Below are 21,283 nucleotides of genomic sequence, written 5' to 3'. Positions count from 1 at the left end.
AGCGTAAAGTGTATGCTTATTTCGCCAGCTGCGGCTCTCAAGAACACGTCCATAGCTCTCCCACGAAATCAATCCCCCTGCAAGAACTGATGATTATGTACCGCTTCTTAATCGCCGACCAACTTTTGTAAAACGAACCAGGTTCTTTCCTAATAGTTTATTTTATCACAATAAGGAAAAAAAGAGTAACTTATTGTCAGAAAAACAATGTAAATTTTCCTAAAATAGAGTTGCGGGAGAATATTTAGACTGTTTTATGCGCCAATTTTGAGCATTTATGAGCGGCTTTTGCCATTTTTTGAGCTGCTTTTTAAAATTTATGAGCTGCTTTTACCATTTTATGAGCCGCTTTCTAAGATTTATGAGCCGTTTTTACAGTTTTATAAGCCACTTTTCAAGATTTATGAACCGCTTTTACCATTTTAAGAGTCATTTTTAAGATTTATAAGCCGCTCTTATCGTTTTATAAGCCACTTTTTAAGAGCCGCTTTTACTATTTTATTAGATAAATTTGCCGTTTACTAGCCCTCTTTGAGGATTTTATAAGCCATTTACTAAAATGAAAAAAACGTGCCATACCGAAGGCAATATGCTTTCTTCGGGGGGCACGTCTCATGTTCCGGATTTTCGTTTATGAGTTTTTCGCTTTATTAAACTGGTTCTTCTTCCTTTTCTTCCTTTTTATACTTCAGTTTCGTTGCTTCTCCGCCCCGTAAATGGCGGATTGATTTATGGTAATCTAATATTTCTTTTACTTCATTTGCAAGTTCCGGATTGATTTCTGGAAGTCTCTCAGTTAAATCCTTATGGACTGTACTTTTGGATACGCCAAACTCCTTCGCGATAACGCGAACTGTTTTTCTCGTCTCCACGATATACTTCCCAATCTTGATAGTTCTCTCTTTGATGTAATCGTGCACACCACTCGCCCTCCCTAAATTGGATGTGAGAAGTGTGAAATGAGACTCGCTTCGCTAAGTTGAACTACAGCTGTTCCGCACGTACGAACAGATCCTTTCAGGCTCCATAGTGCGGCAGAAAGTATGTACTTTCTGATCTTACAGTGATTAAACATGTCCCCAACTATTTTCCTGTTGTTTCCAAACGACTCCTCACCTCAAACACTCTCTTTGTAAGGTTTGTAACAGTTTATTAGCTTGGATACGGGAATATGCACGAAAAACTCAATCGGGACAAGGAATGAAGCAAATTTTTTTATAAAGGGGTGGTTATGAGTTGCAAAGAGCTGGCCAGCGTAACGGAGTGGAATGAAGAAGCGAAGCGATCCCTTGATACTGGGAGGCCCCCTGCTATGCTGTTGCGAAGCGCATGCCCCCAAGGGCGCTGTCCCTCACTCTATTAACACGTTAAAGCTTTACTGTGGTGAGGGCCAGGCCCCAACAAGAATTTGTCGTTTCAAGTTAACGTTTGTTTGAAGTGTTTTTTCACTCGTAATCTATGTCCATACAAAAAACCCGCCTGGGCGGGTTTTCAAGGTTCCGGGGAATATGATTATGAGTTTACACTATTTAGAGAGGCATCGGATGAGCCTGAATCAGACTCAGGTGATTGGTCATCTCCTTGATTATGGTCACTTGAATGCTCATCACCAGTTTCATTTCCGGTGCTGCTATCTTCCTTTTGTCCGGAATTGTCTTTTTCAGACTCAGTACCGTTACTATTAGAAGCATCGCCGTCTTCTTCGGCTCCACTCCCCTCAGTAGCGCCTTGTTCATCAGAAGATTTCTCTTCTTCTACAGCACCTTGTTCATCAGCAGGATTTTCTTCTGTAACTTCACTGCTTTCAGAAGCTTTTTCTTCCTGTAATGCACTTAACGGTTTGTTAAAATAGTCCATTGGATTCACAGCTACATTATCTTTACGAATTTCAAAGTGCACATGCACTCCCGCTTCTTGGTTAAACAAGCTTTGTCCAGCCTTTGCAAGAGCTTGTCCTTGTTCTACTTTATCGCCAACCTCAACATTAATGTCCTTAACGGATTGATATTGTGTTACAATTCCTTTGTCATGCTCAATTTCAATGACATTTCCCAATAACTGATCTTCTTCAACTTTCGTCACGGTTCCGCTTAATGATGCGACAACATCAAATGTTTCACCGTTTTTCATTGTAATGTCAATACCTGTGTTTGGATGATACTCATTATCGTAGAATACAAGAGCGGCTTCTTGCTCTTCTTTTTTGCCGTCAAAATCATAGAATTGTTTTTGAATGACGGCAGAATCCGGATCCATTACCGGCATGACGAAATTTTCCAATGAACGGTTTACTTCAACAGCTGGCTGATCATTATGCTTTTTGCCTGCGATATCTGTTGATTCATAATCAAATTTGTCAGAATTCGCATTGTTGTCTGCATTTTGATACCAAAGGACCCCTGTTAGAATGATTGCTGCGCTTGCAATATAAATGGCCGGAAATACCCAACGCTGTCTAAAGAAGCGTTTTAAACTTGAATCTTGAGAAGTTCGTTTCTTATCTTCCTCTCTCATTTTCATCACCTCAGCAATCATTCTGAACAGATTCAAAAAAATATATACGTATGTAAAAAAATTTTTCTACTTATTTTTCGACAAATATGATATTTATATGTATTTTTTTAAAAAATTTTTCAAAAAGGGGTTGATGTTATGAAAATTGTGGGCTGGCTGATCCGAATTCTTCCGTTCGCCTATATGGTTCTTATTTGGAATCTTTCAAGCATGCCGGATGATGCCGTAATTGAGCTTCCTTTTTCTTCATTAGATAGATTCATAAAAGAGTCTCTCCATCTTGTTGAGTTTGCGATATTGTATGTGCTGTTTGTAATTGCGTTTTTAACGACAGGGCGGTTTACGGTTAAACGTAATCTCTTTTGTTTGGTTATTGCATGCTTATTCGGGATAACAGATGAAATTCACCAATCTTTTGTGCCTTACCGGTCAGCGACGATCATTGACGGGGTTAAAGATATAACGGGGGTCTCTGTTTTTTACTATTTTGTTTATCAGGCGTATTTTAAAAATCGGTTTACTCGGTTAAAGAAAATATTAAATTTTTTCATTAGTTTTAACTCCCGACCTTAAAAATAAAAAGCCAACGTAATAAGACGGTGTGGGCGAAGCCCGGCTCTAAAAAGCTAAACTTGTATCTTGACATTTCTTTTTTGTTAACACGGCTCCGCCCCTTTTTCATGGAAAAGAGGCTGTCTCATAAGGGTCTGGCCCCATGCACATTTATCCAACATTATGTCCTATATATTGTGTTATGGGGTCTGACCCTTGGGCTTTGAGACAGCCTTATTTCTTTGCTGTTACTTTCGTCAGCAATGCATCTGTCTTTGAGATTTCGACTCCCTGGTAGTAATGCTTTACAATCTCTTTGTAGTCTTTTCCTTCAGACGCCATTCCGTTTGCTCCGTACTGGCTCATTCCAACGCCATGGCCGTAGCCCTTTGTGGTAATGACAATATTGTCTCCTTTTAAAACCCAAGAAAAATCAGAGGATTTTAAGTCCAGTTTGTCGCGGATTTCTCTTCCGGTTAACACTTTGCCGTTGATCTCTACTTTCCCTACCCGTTTTCCGGCTGTTCTTTCAATAATTTTTCCTACATTTTTACTGTCAGCCAGTTTGACGCCCAGTTTTGCTTCAAACTCACTGACAGGCATGATTTTTTGATTGCTGAATTTTGGTGAGTTTTTATCCCATGGGCTTGCAACACTTCTTAAATACGGATATGAGTTTGACCAGTAGTCTTCGGAATTCTCTGTGTAGCCGTTGCTTGTCGAGAAGAATGTCGGAGTAATCGGTTTTCCTTCATAGGTTAAAATTTGGCCGCTTGTTTCTTTCACTGCCTCGGTTATTTTCGATATTTTCCACTTGTAGTCCATTCCCCAAAGTTTTTTCAGTTCTTCATTATTCTTATATACTTGGTGGATTTCAGTATCCGTTACATCGGCATTTCCTTCAGGCATGCCGATTTTTTCTTCGTTTAACAATTGGCTGACGATGTATGTTCTGGCAGCCAATGCTTGAGCTTTTAAAGCTTCGATTTCAAAATCAGCCGGCATCTCAGCAGCAACTACACCAATTAAATATTTATCAAGCGGAAGGGTTTCAATTTTCTTTTTTGCGGTGCGATAGACTGCCACTTCCACTGCAGCATCAGCGGTATTTTCGGTTTGTACAGATTTTTGAATCGATTCTTCTCCCAGCTGTCTGCTTGGTTTATCATCCGAAAAAGGAAGTACAAGCAAAGTCGGAAGCATGAGTGTTACAACAATTAGAATTGCTGTTAGTACAATGAAAGGTTTGATTTTTATCATGACAATAGCCTCCATATGAAAAGTAGACGAGTTTTGACGGCTTCCTCGAGCCACGTCTCAATTCATTCATATGGGCACGGACAAGCATTTATGACTGTAAATTTAGAATCCCTATGAACACTTTACCCCTTCACCGCAACAGGGGCCAGACCCTCATCGCTTTAACGCGTTACTATGATGAGGGCCTGGCCCGCGATGCTTTAACGCGTTACTTTGTTAAGGGGGCCTGGCCCCAAAAAAGGAGAGCACGATTTGTCAGATATCTGACATTGCTGCTCTCCTCGTTTTGGTAGTTATTCAGTTAATGGTTATGCATTGATGTCTGTTACCATTTTTTGTTCGAATACTTCGATTTCATCAATTTCATGGACACGTTCAATGTCTGCGCCAAGGGATGCAAGCTTTTCGTGGAATGCCACATAACCGCGGTCAAGATGCTTTAATTGTGTTACGCGTGTTACTCCTTCAGCAACAAGGCCGGCCAAAATCAATGCCGCTGCTGCACGAAGGTCTGTAGCGGCCACTTCCGCACCTTGTAAATTAGCAGGTCCGTTAATGATGACAGAACGGCCTTCAATTTTAATATCTGCATTCATACGTCTGAATTCTTCAACGTGCATAAATCGATTTTCAAAAACTGTTTCAGTAATCACACCCGTGCCCTTTGCAGTCAAAAGAAGGGACATCATTTGTGATTGCATGTCAGTTGGGAATCCCGGGTGAGGCATTGTTTTAATATCAACGGCTTTAAGTTCGTCAGGACCGATGACCCGAATGCCTTCAACTTCTTCTTCAACGATAACACCCATTTCTTCCAGCTTTGCAGTTAACGAAGTTAAATGCTCCGGAACTGCCCCGCGTACAAGAACATTGCCGCCTGTAATCGCGGCGGCCACCATGAATGTGCCGGCTTCAATTCGATCAGGAATAATTGTATGTTCTGCTCCGGACAGGACGTCCACACCTTCAATTTTAATCGTGCCTGTCCCGGCACCTTTTACTTTAGCACCCATTTTATTAAGGAAGTTGGCTAAATCGACGATTTCCGGTTCTTTTGCCACGTTTTCAATGATAGTGGTTCCTTTTGCAAGAGTTGCAGCCATCATAATATTTTCCGTAGCACCAACGCTAGGAAAATCAAGGTATATTTTAGCTCCATGCAGACCTTCTTTTGCTTCTGCTTCAATGAAGCCATTTCCAACCTTGACGGTTGCACCCATTGCTTCAAAGCCTTTCAGGTGCTGGTCGATCGGACGGGAACCGATTGCACAGCCGCCAGGCAATGCTACCCGCGCACGGCCATTGCGTGCTAAAAGTGATCCCATCACAAGTACTGAAGCGCGCATTTTTCGAACGTACTCAAAAGGGGCTTCGATTTTTAACTCTCTTGATGCATTTACAACTACTTCATTATTTCTAAACTCCACTTCGGCGTTTAAATAACGCAACACTTCATTGATGGTATATACATCGGAGAGAGTTGGGACATCTCGAATTACGCTCTTTCCATTACTTGCTAATAGTGTTGCAGCGATTACTGGCAAAACGGCGTTTTTAGCCCCTTCTACTTTTACGGAACCGTTTAGCCTTCTTCCGCCGCGGACAATGATCTTTTCCAAATGTATTCCCCTCCGCGTCCAATTTCTCTATATTAATATTCAATCGTAATGATTGGTGTGCCAATTACAACGGCAGTCTTATCACCCAATCCGTCATCACGTACTGCAATCTGTAAATTCATGCGGTCTTGATTCTTTTTAATAGAAGTCGTGAATAATGGCGAATATGCCGATAAGGAAATAAACTTATTTTCTTTTAAAGCTTCGATTTCTTTACCATTAAAAGCATGCAATAATCTGTTGACATTATTAGGCAAAGCCTTTTCAATATTATCATTGAATTCGCCTTTGATACAAGAGAAAATTGTGGCATTTCCACGAAAAATGTCAGATAACCGTTCTGGGAATTGATTTTTCATAAAGGTTTCCGCATCTTTTCCCCACCCAGGACCCTTCACCTCATAGATCACATAAGCAGGTGCTTGAAGATTCTCGGGACTTGATACAATCCTGATAATTTCCTGGAATTTTGAAGATGCCGAAATCGCTTTAAACTCTTTATGCTTTGCATCAAAAGATGTGGACCATTCCCAATCGGAAAATTGCTCCATTAAATCATTCGCTGTTTCTTCTTGAAAAGACGCGTCCATTTTTTCTCTTGCATATAAAGACCATTCATTGATCATAATATTTTCTGCTTTCAAAATTTTCGCCATAGCCGGCAGATCCTGATGTCCATTTGCCACAGTCGATTTATTCCCAGCTTGCAAAAGGATAAAACCTATAATGCCAAAAAATGATAAAATAAATGTCATTTTCTTGTTCATAGTTATACTCCTCCCCTTAGTTTCATTGTTACCAAGGAAACGAGGAGCATACTTGGGAATTCTCGTCATTTTTTGACAAACGCAAAAATTTTTTTTGTGAAAATTTGTTTTTTCAACTAATCGCCATTCGCTTTTTAAAATTCAACAACAAAGAGAATTTTACTTAAAAAGAGATCATTTGAGAACATGTACGAAGACCTAAATTTTTTCCTATTCGGCTTTATTGAAAAATGAGAGGAAGCTGCTGGGACCATAATAAGTAATCAAGAAAAAAGTTGCTAACTGCAGAGCCTAACGCAATCGATAACATTATGTACAACACTCTTGCCTGAAAAACATGATTCGCACGAAGAAGTTTTTCAAATTGCAGCGATTGCAATGCCCACCAGGCAAGAGCAATAAAAACCAGGTGTGAGAGAATACTGATTAAAGCCTGATGTCCAAATCCTGAAATCATAGCCTTGACCTCCTTTTAAATGGCACCATTCTCATTTTAGCACTGCCTGCTTTGTCAGCAAAGCAGCTTGCTTTGTAAAGGGCCTGGCCCTCTCACCGAATTAACGCGTTAAAGTGAAAGTGTGGTCTTGTCCCCCAGTAAGGGAGGGGGTTTCCCTCCCTTATTGAAATAGATCCGTAAAATCAAAGTTTGTGTGCAAGAAGTCGAGCGCCAGGTTTGGCATGATACCGAATAAAATCGTTCCAACTGCACAAATTCCTATTACAACGCCAATACCTGCCTGAATCATTACTTTCTCCCCATTTTCTTGCGGCCGGAAAAACATTTGTGACATAATGCCAAAGTAATAATAGTAAGAAACAATTGTTGCGGCAATCATGACAGAAGCAAGAACGTAATGGGCCGGAGTTGTGATCAGTGCCCCAATAAAAATATTCAGCTTGCCGATAAAACCGGCTGTTCCCGGAATTCCGGCTAATGAAAGGATGAAGATCGCCATGGCCACAGCTAATACCGGAGACCGGCGATACAATCCGGAAAAATGGCTAATATCTTCCGAATCTGCTTTTTCTGTCAGCAATTGAATAACAGCAAACGCGCCCAAATTCATAAACAGATAAGCCAGTAAATAAAACCACATTGTCTCAAAAAGTGTTGAAACCGTCGCTACAGCAACTAAAAGATAACCTGCATGAGCGATGCTCGAATAAGCGAATAAACGCTTTACATTCCGCTGCCTCAAGGCGATTACATTTCCGATGATCATTGTGGCGCCGGCAAGAAAAGCCATATAATCCTGAACCTTGATGAGGAGCGGATCAGACCCCGGCCAGCTATCTGAAGGAACACTTAAGAAAATCACAAGCAGAACCCGTACCAAAAGAACGAACCCGGCTGTTTTTGAGGCAACTCCCAAGAACGCCGTTACAGGCGTCGGCGCCCCCTCGTATACATCAGGAGCCCACATATGAAACGGGGCGGATGCCAGCTTAAACGATAAACCGATAAAAATCATAAAGAATGCTAATCCTAGTAAATAAATATGCTGTTCATCCAGGTTCCTTGTTAAATAGGTGCTTATTGCCTTTAAATTTGTTGTTCCCGCCAACCCGTAAACATAACTCATCCCAAACAGCGTAACAGCCGTTGAAATTCCGCCATTGATTACGTATTTCATAGCCGATTCATTTGAAAGCAAATGTTTTTTTCTCATTCCTGCTAAAATATAGGAAGAGATCGATAACAGCTCAAGCCCTGTAAAAAGGGAAATGAGATCACCGCTTGACGCCATCATCATCGCGCCCAGCAAAGCTGCTAAAAATAAGTAGTAAAACTCTCCCTTATACTCTATTCCTTCCTTCGGTTCATAGCTTACCGCCAAGAACAGGACTAAAACGGCGCCAATTAAAAGCAATAATTTAAATGCTTTTGAAAAAGAATCAAGACGAAATGTGTCATACAGAATCGAAGCGGCGCTATGGTCAATGAGCAGGGCAAGCGAGACGGCCGCTCCGATTACACCCGCTATTCCGATCCATCCTAACACTTTCCGGTCCGCTCGTTTCGACATAAATATATCAAGAAGAGAGATGAGTATAATTATTCCAAGGATGATGAACTCAGGTGCCATGATTTCCCATTCCAATGATAAAAATGTTTTCATATCCATCCTTCATCATCCTCCGATCCCAAGCAGAATTGTTTCTAATGTTGTTTGCAGCGGTTCTGCCAAAACTGCCGGATAAACACCGATCAGAACAATTAAACCCATTAAAGCCAGGACAGGTACAAACTCAACAGCTCGAAGATCCATCACGCCCGCATAATTCCGCTCTGTTCTTCCAAAAGTGATGCCCAGCACTGCCCTAAGCAAGTAAACGGCTGTCATAATAATGCTGAACGCACCAACAGCAGCCAAAATTGGCCTTGCTTCAAACAGCCCGAGGAATGCCATAAACTCACTGACAAATCCCGACATGCCGGGAAGTCCGAGTGAAGCCATAGCTCCTGCGAGCAAAAATCCTGAAGAGATAGGCATCCCTTTTGCCATTCCGCCAAGATTCGGAATGAAAGAGGTTTGGACTCGTTCATAAAATACCCCAACAAGGAAGAAAAGCAATGCGGAAATTAAACCGTGTGAAACGACCTGGAAAACAGCCCCTTGAATTCCTGCTTCATTTAATGCTCCCAACCCGATTAATACGATGCCCATGTGGGAAATGGAAGAATAGGCCAGGACCATTTTAAAATCTTTCTGTACAAACGCCAGGAAGGCCCCATAAAGCAAATTCACGATTCCCAGTACCGCAATCAGGCCTGCCGACTTTGAAAACTGTTCCGGAAAAATTCCCATCCCGAACCGAATCAAACCGAAAGCCCCGATTTTCAACAAGATTCCGGAGTGAAGCATCACAACGGGCGGCGGAGCCTCAACGTGAACACGGAGCATCCAGCTGTGAAGCGGAAAAATCGGAAGCTTCACGCCAAATGCAATCAACAATGCAGCCAAAAGGCCAAAACGGGCCGATTCTGAAATCGGCAGAAGCGTTTCTCTTCCGTCCTCACTCAAAAGCTCCGTTAGCTCCGCGATGTTTGATGTTCCTGTCCGGGAGAACAACACCATGATGACGATCAAGAGGACGGCAGAGCCTAAACCGTTATAAATTAAAAAGCTAAATGCCGCCTTTTCTTTTTCAAAATATCCCCATTTTCCGACTAAAAAGAATGTCGAAATTAACGTGATTTCAAAAAAGATAAAGAACAGGATCAAGTTTTCCGCAGCGAAAACGCCAAGCATTCCGATCTCAAGGAGCAGAAAAAGCATATAATACCCTTTCCATTCTTTTTTAATATGAATGGAAGCAATCGCTGCAAGAGCCGACAAAACAGCGGTTAAGACGATCATAACTAAAGAAAAACCATCCAGCCCAAGTTCGTAATCAATCGTAAATAGATTAGGATCTTCAAAGTTTCCAAACTTGATCCAGCCTACATGTTCTGCATATTCGGATAAATCCGTACCGGCACGGTATTGGAAATAAATGATCAGCGATATGATTAATGCCGGCAATGTCGCTAAAAATCCGACCAGCTTAATTACCGATTCCCGGGTCTTTGGTACGAACGCAAGGATCAAAATTCCTAGTAAAGGGGAGAAAACTAAGAATGAAAGAACGTAAATGTTCATAATAAATACCCCCCTGTCAGCGCAAATATGACTATCAAGACTGCAAGTCCAAAAAACGCAACCGCACCGTATGTCTGTACTTGGCCGTCTTGCTGCTTTGCTCCTGTTTTTCCAAGGCCTTGAACGGCACCGGCAATTCCTTTCACGATTCCTTCGACAAAAAAGGCTTCAAATATCCGTAGAAAATTGCTAATTCCTTTTGCAATCTTCACAAATGACAATTGATAAAATTCATCAATATAATATTTGTTATAGAGTATGCTGTAAGTCATTGATGAACTGCCTGCAAGCCAATCCCTTGATAATGTCTTTTTGCCGTAAATCAGCCAGGCAAGAAAGATTCCCAGCAAGGAAACTACAGTAGCAACGAGCATGATCCATGCCGAACCTTCCATATGCCCATTGCCCAGGGCTTCATTTCCTTCTGTAAGCCAATCACCTAAAAACGTTCCGAACCAAGGTGTATTCACATAACCGGAAACAACCGCAAGAATGCCGAGAACGACCATCGGCAGCGTCATGGCACTTGGCGGCTCATGAACTTTGCTTATGTCCGTTCGCGGTTCGCCGCTGAACACCATAAAGAACAGCCTGAACATATAAAAGGACGTAAAGAAAGCCGAAACGACTGCAAGCCAGAACAGAACCGTGTGTCCGTGCGCCCAGGCAGCAATCAAAATTTCATCTTTGCTAAAAAAACCTGAAAACAGCGGAACGCCGCTGATCGCCAATGTTCCAATCAGGAATAACGGCCCGGTAAGACGCATCTTTTTCCATAAACCGCCCATTTTTTCAATGTCCTGCGTGTGGACAGCGTGAATCACACTCCCAGCTGCCAGAAACAGCAATGCTTTGAAAAATGCATGCGTCATTAAGTGGAAAATTCCTGCCGCATAACCGGCTGATCCAAGCGCAAGCATCATATAGCCGAGCTGGCTGACCGTTGAATATGCGAGAACTCTTTTAATATCCGTTTGAACAAGCCCGATGCTCGCTGCGAAAATGGCGGTAAATGCGCCTACTAAAGCTACTGTCATTAATGCCGTATCACTTGCGGTAAAGAGCGGGAACAGCGCCGCAACGAGATAAACCCCGGCCGCAACCATTGTCGCTGCGTGGATGAGAGCGGATACCGGAGTCGGGCCTTCCATCGCATCCGGAAGCCATGTATGCAAAGGAAACTGGCCTGATTTCCCGGCCGCTCCTGCAAAAATCAAAATCGCTGTCAACGTAATCATTCCGGTTGAAATCGTTCCTTTGTCAACTGCACGAAAAATTTCATCATATTCAAAACTGCCAACTTGCCAGAATAAGAGAATCATTCCAATGAAGAGGCCTGCATCCCCAATGCGAGTCATTATAAACGCTTTTTTTGCTGCTGCCTTTGCTTCTTCTTTGTAAAAATAAAACCCGATTAATAGAAAGGAACCAACACCGACGAGTTCCCAGAAAATATAGGTTTGCAGAAGGTTTGGCGATAAAACAAGGCCGAGCATTGCAAAGGTGAACAACCCTAAATAAGCATAAAAAACGGAAAACCGCTCATCGCCGCTCATATAACCTTTTGAGTAAATATGTACGAGAAAGCTGACGAGCGAAACAATAAACAGCATTAACGCATTTAACTGATTCACTTCAAAACCCGATGTTAATTGGATATCTCCTATTGAAAGCCATACAGCTTCCGTCTTGAATGTCGGCGCGGAAAATCGTTCAAACAGCACCAACATGGAATAGACGAACGAAGCAAGTGTAAGGAGAATGCCAACGAACGCACTTGCTTCTTTTAGCCGTCTGCCAAATAGAAGTAGAATGACGAACGATAAAAGCGGGAAAAGCGGTATGATCCATGCATTTTCCATCTCTATCACAATCCCCTTTTTTTAACGCGCGAGCGCCAGTCTTAAGACCATTTCGTCAAGCGCGTTTGAATTAGGCCCGCTTGATCTCGCGGGTCTATCAGACTGCATGAATAAGCACCAATATGAACCGGAACCTTTCCAGTCTGGATTAACCAGCTTCTTTTATGTCTTTCATGAGGCTAGTCCTTCAATTTGTTCATCTCGTCAATCATCACGGTTTTGCTGTTTCGGTATAAAGAGAACAGAATGGCTAATCCGACAGCGGCTTCTGCTGCAGCTACGGCCATTGAAAATAGTGCAAATACTTGGCCGTAAATGGAAGGTGCAACACCGAACTTACTGAATGCAACTAAATTAATGTTGACTGAATTAAGCATAAGTTCAATCGATATGAGCACGATGACGGTATTGCGCTTTGTCAGTGCCCCGTATAACCCTATACAGAACAAAATTAACGCGAGGGCCAGGTAGGCTGAAACTGGTACTGAATTCATTTCTTATCTGCCCCCTTTTCATCATCTTTCCTTGCAAGCACGATCGCACCGACAAGTGCAACCAATAATAGAACGGAAGTCACTTCGAACGGAATCACATATTTTGAGTAAAGCGCAATCCCGATTTGTTCCGTATTCTTTTCGTGAAGCGCCGTGTCAGTCTGTGGAATGTCAAGGTTATAGATTCCGATATAAACCGCAAATGAGAAACCAATTACACTTATCAATAACAGCAGTTTGCGCCAACTACCTGGCTTTGCCTCACTTTGATCATCATGGCGCGTTAACATGATTCCGAACAACATAATAATTGTAATCGCTCCGGAATAAATCAGGATCTGTACAGCAGCAACAAATTCAGCAGAGAGAAGCACGTAAATCCCGGCAATGCTGACAAATGTAAAGACGAGCGCCACTACCATATGGACGACTTTCGAAAGGTTCAGCAAAAGCACACCGCCGATTACTGCAACTAGCGCCAGGGAGATGAATGCCAGAAATTCACCTGAAAACGTCATGCTTTATTCTCCCTCCGCACGTTATCGTCATTTTGATCAAGCCACTCAAGATTTTTAAAAAGTTCATCTCGGCTGTATTCCGCGAGCTCAAAGTTATTCGTCATGACGATCGCTTCTGTCGGACAAACTTCTGTGCATAAATCACAAAGGATGCAAATTTCAAAATTGATATCATACGTATCAATGATTTTCCCTTTTTTCGTAGGATCCGGATGCTTTTTTCCGGTCAGTTGAATACAATCGGTCGGGCAAATATTTGCACATAGGTTGCAGACGATGCATTTTTCCGGATAAAACTTTTGAATGCCACGAAACCGATCCGGAAGAGGGAGCGGTTCGTGCGGATACCCATATGTGACTTTTTCCCGCGTTAAATTTTTCAGGGTATATTTTAAGCCTTTTGCTAATCCACGCATTTTTTCCACCCCTTGTCGGTGACGTTATGAAAGTATTCGCGTTTGCCGGTGCCTTTCGCTAATCCAAGCATTTTTTCCACCGTTGTCCGTAAAATGAGAGATTGCTTTTTAAAACAATTCTTTTATGAAAGCGGTCAAGAAAATATTTGCCAGTGCGGCCGGCAAGAGAACCTTCCAGCCGAACTCCATCAACTGGTCTGCGCGAATGCGCGGAAACGCAACACGGAACCAGATTAAGACGAAGACGATTATGCTAAATTTAATGGCAAACCAGACAGCTCCCGGGATAAAATCAAGAAACGGAAGCGGCAGCCATCCGCCAAGGAACAGAACAGTCGTAAGCGATGCCATTGCAAATAAATACACATATTCGGCGAGCATAAAAAACGCCCAGCGGAAACCGGAGTATTCAACATGGAACCCCGCGACAAGCTCAGATTCAGCTTCCGGAAGGTCAAACGGCACCCTGTTCAGCTCAGCGACTGACGCAATAAAAAATACAATAAACGCAATTGGCTGCAAGATAATGAACCAGCCGTCTTTCTGCGCTTCGACAATTTCATTTAAGTTTAAACTTCCACTTAAGAGAATGACTCCGAGCACAGACATGACGAGCGGAATTTCATATGAAATCATCTGCGCTGCCGCACGCATTCCCCCGAGAAGCGCATATTTATTATTAGAGGCCCAGCCACCGACTACAATGCCAATTGTGCTTAACCCGGAAATCGCGATATAGTAAAGGAGCCCTACGCCAATATCGGCAAACTGCAATTTATCTGTAAACGGGATTGTTGCCAGCACCATAAACGCCGGGGCAAATGCAAGCACCGGTGCGAGAATAAACAATGGTTTATCAGCTAATTTTGGAATCGTGTCTTCTTTTAATAAAAGCTTTAATACGTCCGCAACCGTCTGCAATAGCCCCCACCGGCCGCCCACTTGGTTCGGGCCGTGGCGCAGCTGCATAAATCCCATGACTTTTCGTTCTGCAAGAATAGCGTATGTCACGAATCCGAGTACGACCAACATGAGACCTGCTGCAAGCAAGAAAAAGATTCCAAAGTTCTGCAGGCCGGGACTTGAATTCAGCAGATCATCTACCATTAACCGTCCACCTCCCCGAGGACAATATCAATCGCTCCCAGTATTGCAATTAAGTTCGCAATATTTTCGCCAACTAACAATTTCGGGAGAATTTGAAGATTATAAAATGACGGTCTTCGAAACCTTAATCGGTATGGCTCTTTTTTCCCGTCACTGGCAATGTAGCAGCCAATTTCTCCGCGCGGAGACTCAATCCGGACATAGGCTTCCCCTTTTGGAGGTTTGATGATTTTTGGGACTTTCGCCATAATTTTTCCTTCTGATGGGAATTGTTCAACAGCCTGCTCAAGAATTTTAAGGGATTCTTCAATTTCCGCGAGCCGGACGTGGTATCTGGCCCATGCGTCTCCCCCGGTTTGGACGGGGACATCAAATTGGAAACGATCATAAATTGAATATGGCTCATCTTTGCGAAGATCCCATTTTACGCCGGTGCAGCGAAGGTTCGCACCGCTCAAAGAAAAGTTTAACGCGTCTTCCTTCGTGTACTTTCCGACTCCTTTAACACGGTATATAAAGATTTCATTGCCTGTTACAAGTTCATGATAGCCTTTCAGCTGATTTCTCATATAAGGAACAAAATCCTTTACTTTTTCAATCCAGCCTTCTGGCGCGTCCCATTTCACTCCTCCAACACGCATATAGTTGAAGGTTAATCGGGCGCCAGACAGCTCGTTCAGAAGGTTGATGATCATTTCACGTTCCCGGAAAGCGTAAAGAAACGGACTGACGGCACCGATATCCAAAAGGTATGTTCCCCACCAAACAAGGTGGCTTGCAATCCTTCCAAGTTCCATCGCAATAACCCGCAAATACTCAGCACGCTCCGGAACTTCAATGCCCATCATCGTTTCAACTGCATGGCAAATGACATAGTTGTTTGTCATCGCAGACAAATAGTCCATCCGGTCTGTATAAGGAATGATTTGTGTGTATTGAAGGTTTTCAGCCAGTTTTTCTGTTCCGCGGTGAAGATAGCCGATGACCGGTTTTGCTTCTGTAATGATTTCCCCGTCGATCTTAATAACTAGACGGAATACACCGTGCGTACTCGGATGCTGAGGCCCGACATTGAGCAGCATTTCTTCTGTCCGAATCATTGGTTACACCTCCACATCATACGGTTCATAATCTTTTCTCAGTGGATGGCCAACCCATTCTTCACCAAGCATGATCCGGTGCAGATTTGGATGTCCTGTAAACTTGATCCCCAATAAATCGTATGCTTCACACTCGGGCCAGTTTGCACCCGCCCACAACGGCACGAGAGAATCAATTGTAGGCTCATCCCGGTCAATTCTTACTTTTAATGCCACCGATTGCCGATTCTTGTATGAGTATAAGTGCACATAAACTTCCATGTGTGTTTCAAAATCTGTGCCGTGCAATTCAGATAAATAATCAAATCCAAGCTGCTCATTGTATTTCAGAAATTGGGCCGCTTTATAATACGTCTCACGTCTAACAACGAGGGTAGGCACATCTTTTGACAGAGTATTGATATAGTAGTCTTCGAGTATTTCTTTTCCGAGGTGTTCTTCGATTACTTTTGTGTATTTCTCGAGATAAGGCTGGTTTGTCGACGGTTTCTTTTCTGCCGTTTCATTTTCTTCATTGGCTTTTGCCGCGGCAGCCGCTTTCGCTTTTGCAGCTGCCGCGGCTTTTGCTTTCGCGGCGGCGATTGCCTTTGCCTTTTCGTCATCACCAGCTCCGCCTGCTGCTTGTTTTGCCTTTGCTGCTGCTTTAGCGGCAGCTTCTTTCTTTAACTGTTCAAGATCCTTTTCACCGCTCATCGGTTAGATCACCTTCTTCCCGGTTTTCGCCTCGTAACGGATTTTTTCTTTTAATTTATTAATCCCGTAAATTAACGCAGCCGGATTCGGCGGACAACCTGGAATATAAACATCAACCGGCACAATCTGGTCGACGCCTTTTACAACCGAATACGACTTCACATACGGACCTCCTGCCGTCGCACAGGAACCCATCGCGATTACCCATTTCGGTTCAGGCATTTGATCATACAATCGGCGTACAATCGGTGCCATTTTCTTCGTAACTGTACCGGATACAATCATCACATCCGACTGGCGGGGAGACGTACGGAAAAAAGAACCGAACCGATCTAAATCGTAATGAGAAGAACCGACTCCCATCATCTCAATCGCACAGCACGCAAGACCGAACGTCATCGGCCATAAAGAATTGCTCCGCGCCCAGGCTTTAATCTGCTCCAATGTCGTCAAAAATACATTTCGCTTCAGCTCTTTCATTTCCTCAGACGAAATATTTTCTAATTTTAAATCCATTTCAACACCTTCTTTTTCCATGCATAGACAAGTCCAATGACGAGCATAAAAACAAATATAAACATTTCTAGTAATGCAAAGATTCCGAGTTTTTCATATGCAACTGCCCATGGATACAAAAACACAGTCTCCACATCAAAAATGACAAACATTAAAGCAAAAATATAATATCTGACATTGAACTGGATCCGAGAATCGTGAAATGGTTCAATACCGCTTTCATAAGTAGTATACTTTGCATCATGAGGCTTAAAAGGACGCAAAAGCTTTCCTAAAGAAAGAGCCGCCACTGGCAACAGCACCCCAAGACACAAGAACACAAAAACAAAGAGATAGTTATTCTGATACACATTCAGCATCTTTATACCTCCTTGAAATCGTAAATTTTCTAAATTTTAAAAATGTAACCGATATCATTATAACACTTTTACCAATATATGTCGACAAGCCCTCGACGATATGTTGGATTTACTCTCGCCCTCCCCATTGACAAGCTTAGATGGATCCAAATTTTGCAAGAACCGCCATAAAAAACATCCTTAAGTTCCAAAAGAGTCTCTAACAATGCTGTCTCATTAATAGTGTATTAACCTAAATAAATATCTTTCTTATTTTTATTGATTGTTTAATTAAGTTTTTCTGCTAAAATCTGAAACAACGAAGTTCCGTGCCGATTATCTTAGTAAATATATGTTCGCCATTGGACAAACTGAAATGAGCCATTAAGATGAACAAAAGGATAACGGAGGAATAAAAATATCAAAGATATATATTTAAATCGGTTTTTGGATGGGAAAATGATAATGGTTTAGGAGAACAATTTATTCAGCAAATCTTAAAAGAGGAAAAAACAGCAATATGTGCTCTAACAGAAACATAATCAAAAGAGGAATTAATAGAAACATATTAAACTGTGGAGAAGTTGTAGCTGTGTTTGATAAATCATCAAATTAACGAAAGCTCATATATACTTGCTAACGGCTCATAAAAAGAATTAAAGGCTCATAAATAAAATTATAGACTCATATATTTATTTAAAGGCTCATAAATAAATTTAAAGGCTCATATATTGATTTGAAGGCTCATAAAACAAAATAAAGGCTCATAAAGTTTTTTCGGAGTCGATAAATCATGAAAAATGGTTGTTAATTTCAAATTTTAGTTGTTAAATAGTGAAATTTCGTCGGTAATTTCAAAAAAGTGGTCGATAAATCATGAAAAGTCGTCAATAAAATTTTATGCAAGTTTGCCTTTTTTATAATTTGATAGATCCGGTCTATAAACCGTTAATAAAATACTGCAACTCCTCCCATTACTGAACAATTACCGGGACTTCTTAAACCTAATTAAAAAACACCCCCCGGCTTTTCGAGAAAACCGAAAGGTGTTTGGATAACACTTATTACCTTCTTTCCGCAACAGAGATACGGTTGATGGCACGTCGCAGAGCAAGCTCAGCACGTTTGAAGTCAATATCACCCTTATTTTGTGCCCGCAAACGTTCTTCGGCACGTTCCTTTGCCCGTTTCGCACGCTCCACATCAATTTGTTCTGATGTTTCAGCAGCTTGCGCCAAAATCGTCACTTGATCAGGACGAACTTCCAAGAATCCGCCGCTTACTGCCACGTATTCTGTTTTGCCGCCTTTTTTTAGGCGGACAGCACCAATTTGCAACGGTGCAACTATTGGAATGTGCCCAGGTAAAATTCCGAGCTCACCGCTTTGAGCTTTTGTGCTGACCATTTCCACATCTGATTCATACACCGGGCCATCAGGAGTAACAACACTGACTTTAATCGTCTTCATTTTTTACCCTCCTGATCCGAAATTAGACCTGTACACCCATGTTTTTCGCGTTCTCAATAACTTCTTCGATTCGACCTACGAGACGGAATGCATCTTCTGGAATGTGGTCGTATTTACCTTCAAGAATTTCTTTGAATCCTCTGACAGTTTCTTTAACAGGTACGTATGAACCCGGCTGACCAGTAAACTGTTCTGCAACGTGGAAGTTTTGCGACAAGAAGAATTGGATACGGCGCGCACGGTGCACGATAAGCTTGTCTTCGTCAGAAAGCTCATCCATACCAAGGATCGCGATAATATCTTGCAATTCTTTATAACGCTGCAATGTTTGCTGTACCCGGCGTGCTACTGTGTAGTGCTCTTCTCCAACGATTTCAGGAGCCAATGCACGAGAAGTGGAAGCGAGCGGATCCACTGCAGGGTAGATACCCATCTCAGTAAGCTTACGCTCAAGGTTTGTTGTCGCATCCAAGTGAGCAAATGTTGTAGCCGGAGCCGGATCTGTATAGTCATCGGCCGGTACGTAAATCGCTTGGATTGATGTAACAGAACCTGTGTTAGTCGATGTGATACGTTCTTGCAATTTACCCATTTCAGTTGCAAGCGTCGGCTGATAACCAACGGCAGAAGGCATACGGCCTAACAGCGCGGAAACCTCAGAACCTGCTTGAGTGAAACGGAAGATGTTATCGATAAAGAACAATACGTCTTGTCCTTGCTCATCACGGAAATATTCAGCCATTGTCAGCCCTGTAAGAGCAACGCGCATACGTGCTCCAGGCGGCTCGTTCATTTGTCCGAATACCATCGCAGTTTTCTTGATAACGCCAGAATCCGTCATTTCATGGTAAAGGTCGTTACCTTCACGAGTACGCTCACCTACACCGGCAAATACAGAAATACCGCCGTGTTCTTGAGCGATGTTATTGATTAATTCCTGAATTAATACGGTTTTGCCTACACCGGCACCTCCGAAGAGACCAATTTTACCACCTTTAATATAAGGTGCAAGCAGGTCTACTACTTTAATTCCGGTTTCAAGAATTTCAACTTCTGTTGAAAGCTGTTCGAATGAAGGTGCTTCTCTGTGAATGGAATCGCGTCGTGCATTTGCATCAATCGGTCCGTCAAGGTCAATCGGTTCGCCTAAAACGTTAAATACACGGCCAAGTGTTACGTCCCCTACAGGAACGGAAATTGGTCCACCAGTATCAATCACTTCCATACCGCGAGTTAAACCGTCAGTGGAAGCCATTGCAATGGTACGAACTGTATCATCACCTAAATGAAGGGCCACTTCAAGGGTTAAGTTGATGTCAACTTCAGATTCGCTCCGAGCTTTATGCCCGATGCGCAACGCATTATAGATCTCAGGAAGCTGTCCGCTTTCGAACTTCACGTCAACAACCGGACCCATAACTTGAAGAACGCGTCCTTTGTTCATCTTTTTCCCTCCTATCGTTCTCTTAACACAAATACGTGCATTGAACCGGGAGGATGAGGCATCCTCGCCAGTTATGCTTTATATTTCGGCATTAAGCCGTTCTATCTTTTATTCAAGTGCCGCAGCACCGCTGACGATTTCGGTAATTTCTTGCGTAATTGAAGCCTGACGTGCACGGTTGTAGCTAAGGCTTAATGTATTGATAAGCTCTTTTGCGTTGTCCGTTGCATTCTTCATTGCTGTCATCCGTGCAGCATGCTCACTTGCCTTGCTGTCAAGGATTGCTCCATAAATTAAGCTTTCAGCATATTGAGGCAGCAATACTTCAAGAATTTCTTCAGCGGATGGTTCAAACTCATAGGATGTAAGTTTATTGGACGAAGCGATGTCCGTAATAGGAAGAAGTTTCTTCTCAGTTACATCCTGCTGAATAGCACTGACATAATGGTTGTAATACATATATAGTTCATCGAATGTTTCATCCGCAAACATGCCGACTGTCTTCGATGCGATATCTTTAATATCGGCAAAAGATGGCTGGTCGGCCACTCCGACAATATCAAGAATGACATTCATGCCGCGCTTCTTGAAAAAGTCACGTGCGATTCTCCCTATTGCAATGATGGCGAATTCATCGTTCGATTTATGGCGTTCTTGAATGGTTTGGAATACGTGACGCAAAACGTTGCTGTTAAAAGCGCCCGCAAGTCCACGGTCGGACGTAATAACCAAATAGCCGGTCTTTTTCACGGGGCGGGAAATTAACATTGGATGTGTCACATCTTTGCTTCCAAGCGCGATGGATGCAGTAACCTCTTGAATTTTTTCCATATACGGAACGAATGACTTCGCATTCATTTCCGCCCGGTTCAGTTTCGCAGCAGATACCATTTCCATCGCTTTTGTAATCTGGCTTGTCTTCTTCGTGGAATTAATCCGAGATTTAATATCGCGTAATGATGCCACAAGT

The 21,283-nt window shown here is 42.5% G+C and carries 21 protein-coding genes; 1 reads left to right on the top strand and 20 read right to left on the bottom strand.

What is annotated here, in order from left to right; all coding sequences use genetic code 11:
* Positions 1-650 precede the first annotated feature (650 nt).
* Together spoIIID and PB1_RS07960 are read right to left on the bottom strand one after the other, a co-directional pair.
* Positions 651-920, bottom strand: a complete 270-nt coding sequence (gene spoIIID, locus PB1_RS07965) for a sporulation transcriptional regulator SpoIIID (RefSeq protein WP_003351783.1) — start codon at positions 918-920, stop codon at positions 651-653.
* 592 nt (positions 921-1,512) lie between these two features.
* Positions 1,513-2,514, bottom strand: coding sequence for a stage II sporulation protein SpoIIQ (locus PB1_RS07960; RefSeq protein WP_003351782.1), 1,002 nt, complete (start codon positions 2,512-2,514; stop codon positions 1,513-1,515).
* Between the two features lie 138 nt (positions 2,515-2,652).
* Here PB1_RS07960 and PB1_RS07955 point away from each other — a divergent pair, with 138 nt between their 5' ends.
* Positions 2,653-3,087 (top strand): VanZ family protein, encoded by a 435-nt coding sequence (locus tag PB1_RS07955; protein ID WP_003351780.1) that lies wholly within the window; start codon positions 2,653-2,655, stop codon positions 3,085-3,087.
* A gap of 213 nt (positions 3,088-3,300) precedes the next feature.
* Here PB1_RS07955 and spoIID read toward each other — a convergent pair whose 3' ends face one another.
* The 18 genes from spoIID to PB1_RS07865 all read right to left on the bottom strand — a co-directional run bounded on the left by spoIID (position 3,301) and on the right by PB1_RS07865 (position 21,279).
* A complete protein-coding gene (gene spoIID / locus PB1_RS07950; protein WP_003351779.1) occupies positions 3,301-4,326 on the bottom strand; it encodes a stage II sporulation protein D in 1,026 nt (341 codons plus the stop codon).
* A 308-nt stretch (positions 4,327-4,634) separates the two neighbouring features.
* On the bottom strand, positions 4,635-5,945 hold the full coding sequence (gene murA / locus PB1_RS07945; protein ID WP_003351778.1) for a UDP-N-acetylglucosamine 1-carboxyvinyltransferase: 1,311 nt from the start codon (positions 5,943-5,945) through the stop codon (positions 4,635-4,637).
* Positions 5,946-5,977: 32 nt separating this feature from the next.
* Complete coding sequence (locus PB1_RS07940; protein ID WP_003351777.1) at positions 5,978-6,712, bottom strand: YwmB family TATA-box binding protein; 735 nt, start codon at positions 6,710-6,712, stop codon at positions 5,978-5,980.
* Positions 6,713-6,932: 220 nt separating this feature from the next.
* Positions 6,933-7,169, bottom strand: a complete 237-nt coding sequence (locus PB1_RS07935; protein ID WP_003351776.1) for a DUF1146 family protein — start codon at positions 7,167-7,169, stop codon at positions 6,933-6,935.
* 160 nt (positions 7,170-7,329) lie between these two features.
* A complete protein-coding gene (gene nuoN / locus PB1_RS07930; protein ID WP_003351775.1) occupies positions 7,330-8,838 on the bottom strand; it encodes an NADH-quinone oxidoreductase subunit NuoN in 1,509 nt (502 codons plus the stop codon).
* Positions 8,839-8,844: 6 nt separating this feature from the next.
* A complete protein-coding gene (locus tag PB1_RS07925; protein ID WP_003351774.1) occupies positions 8,845-10,356 on the bottom strand; it encodes an NADH-quinone oxidoreductase subunit M in 1,512 nt (503 codons plus the stop codon).
* Entirely contained in the window at positions 10,353-12,218 is a 1,866-nt protein-coding gene (nuoL, locus tag PB1_RS07920) for an NADH-quinone oxidoreductase subunit L (RefSeq protein ID WP_003351773.1), read from the bottom strand. Before nuoL ends, PB1_RS07925 begins: the two co-directional genes overlap by 4 nt.
* Positions 12,219-12,397: 179 nt before the next feature.
* Positions 12,398-12,712: an NADH-quinone oxidoreductase subunit NuoK gene (nuoK, locus tag PB1_RS07915; protein ID WP_003351772.1), complete on the bottom strand. Its 315-nt coding sequence runs from the start codon at positions 12,710-12,712 to the stop codon at positions 12,398-12,400.
* Positions 12,709-13,230 (bottom strand): NADH-quinone oxidoreductase subunit J, encoded by a 522-nt coding sequence (locus PB1_RS07910; protein WP_003351771.1) that lies wholly within the window; start codon positions 13,228-13,230, stop codon positions 12,709-12,711. The genes nuoK and PB1_RS07910 overlap by 4 nt, the downstream gene beginning before the upstream one ends.
* Positions 13,227-13,646 (bottom strand): NADH-quinone oxidoreductase subunit NuoI, encoded by a 420-nt coding sequence (gene nuoI, locus PB1_RS07905; protein ID WP_003351769.1) that lies wholly within the window; start codon positions 13,644-13,646, stop codon positions 13,227-13,229. Before nuoI ends, PB1_RS07910 begins: the two co-directional genes overlap by 4 nt.
* Before the next feature lie 108 nt (positions 13,647-13,754).
* Positions 13,755-14,753: an NADH-quinone oxidoreductase subunit NuoH gene (gene nuoH, locus PB1_RS07900; protein WP_003351768.1), complete on the bottom strand. Its 999-nt coding sequence runs from the start codon at positions 14,751-14,753 to the stop codon at positions 13,755-13,757.
* Positions 14,753-15,853, bottom strand: a complete 1,101-nt coding sequence (locus PB1_RS07895; protein WP_003351767.1) for an NADH-quinone oxidoreductase subunit D — start codon at positions 15,851-15,853, stop codon at positions 14,753-14,755. Before PB1_RS07895 ends, nuoH begins: the two co-directional genes overlap by 1 nt.
* Positions 15,854-15,856: 3 nt before the next feature.
* A complete protein-coding gene (locus PB1_RS07890; RefSeq protein ID WP_003351766.1) occupies positions 15,857-16,546 on the bottom strand; it encodes an NADH-quinone oxidoreductase subunit C in 690 nt (229 codons plus the stop codon).
* Positions 16,547-16,549: 3 nt separating this feature from the next.
* Complete coding sequence (locus tag PB1_RS07885) at positions 16,550-17,062, bottom strand: NuoB/complex I 20 kDa subunit family protein (RefSeq protein WP_003351765.1); 513 nt, start codon at positions 17,060-17,062, stop codon at positions 16,550-16,552.
* Positions 17,053-17,421, bottom strand: coding sequence for an NADH-quinone oxidoreductase subunit A (locus PB1_RS07880; protein ID WP_003351764.1), 369 nt, complete (start codon positions 17,419-17,421; stop codon positions 17,053-17,055). The genes PB1_RS07885 and PB1_RS07880 overlap by 10 nt, the downstream gene beginning before the upstream one ends.
* Before the next feature lie 1,043 nt (positions 17,422-18,464).
* On the bottom strand, positions 18,465-18,869 hold the full coding sequence (locus PB1_RS07875) for a F0F1 ATP synthase subunit epsilon (protein WP_003351763.1): 405 nt from the start codon (positions 18,867-18,869) through the stop codon (positions 18,465-18,467).
* Positions 18,870-18,891: 22 nt separating this feature from the next.
* The gene (atpD, locus tag PB1_RS07870) at positions 18,892-20,313 is read right to left on the bottom strand and encodes a F0F1 ATP synthase subunit beta (RefSeq protein ID WP_003351762.1); all 1,422 of its coding nucleotides are present in this window, start codon (positions 20,311-20,313) and stop codon (positions 18,892-18,894) included.
* A gap of 108 nt (positions 20,314-20,421) precedes the next feature.
* Positions 20,422-21,279 (bottom strand): F0F1 ATP synthase subunit gamma, encoded by an 858-nt coding sequence (locus PB1_RS07865; protein WP_003351761.1) that lies wholly within the window; start codon positions 21,277-21,279, stop codon positions 20,422-20,424.
* Positions 21,280-21,283: the final 4 nt, after the last annotated feature.

Origin of the sequence: Bacillus methanolicus PB1 (assembly GCF_000262755.1) — a bacterium.
Classification (GTDB): Bacteria; Bacillota; Bacilli; order Bacillales; family Cytobacillaceae; genus Bacillus_Z; species Bacillus_Z methanolicus.
This window is presented reverse-complemented; position numbering and strand designations above follow the sequence as displayed.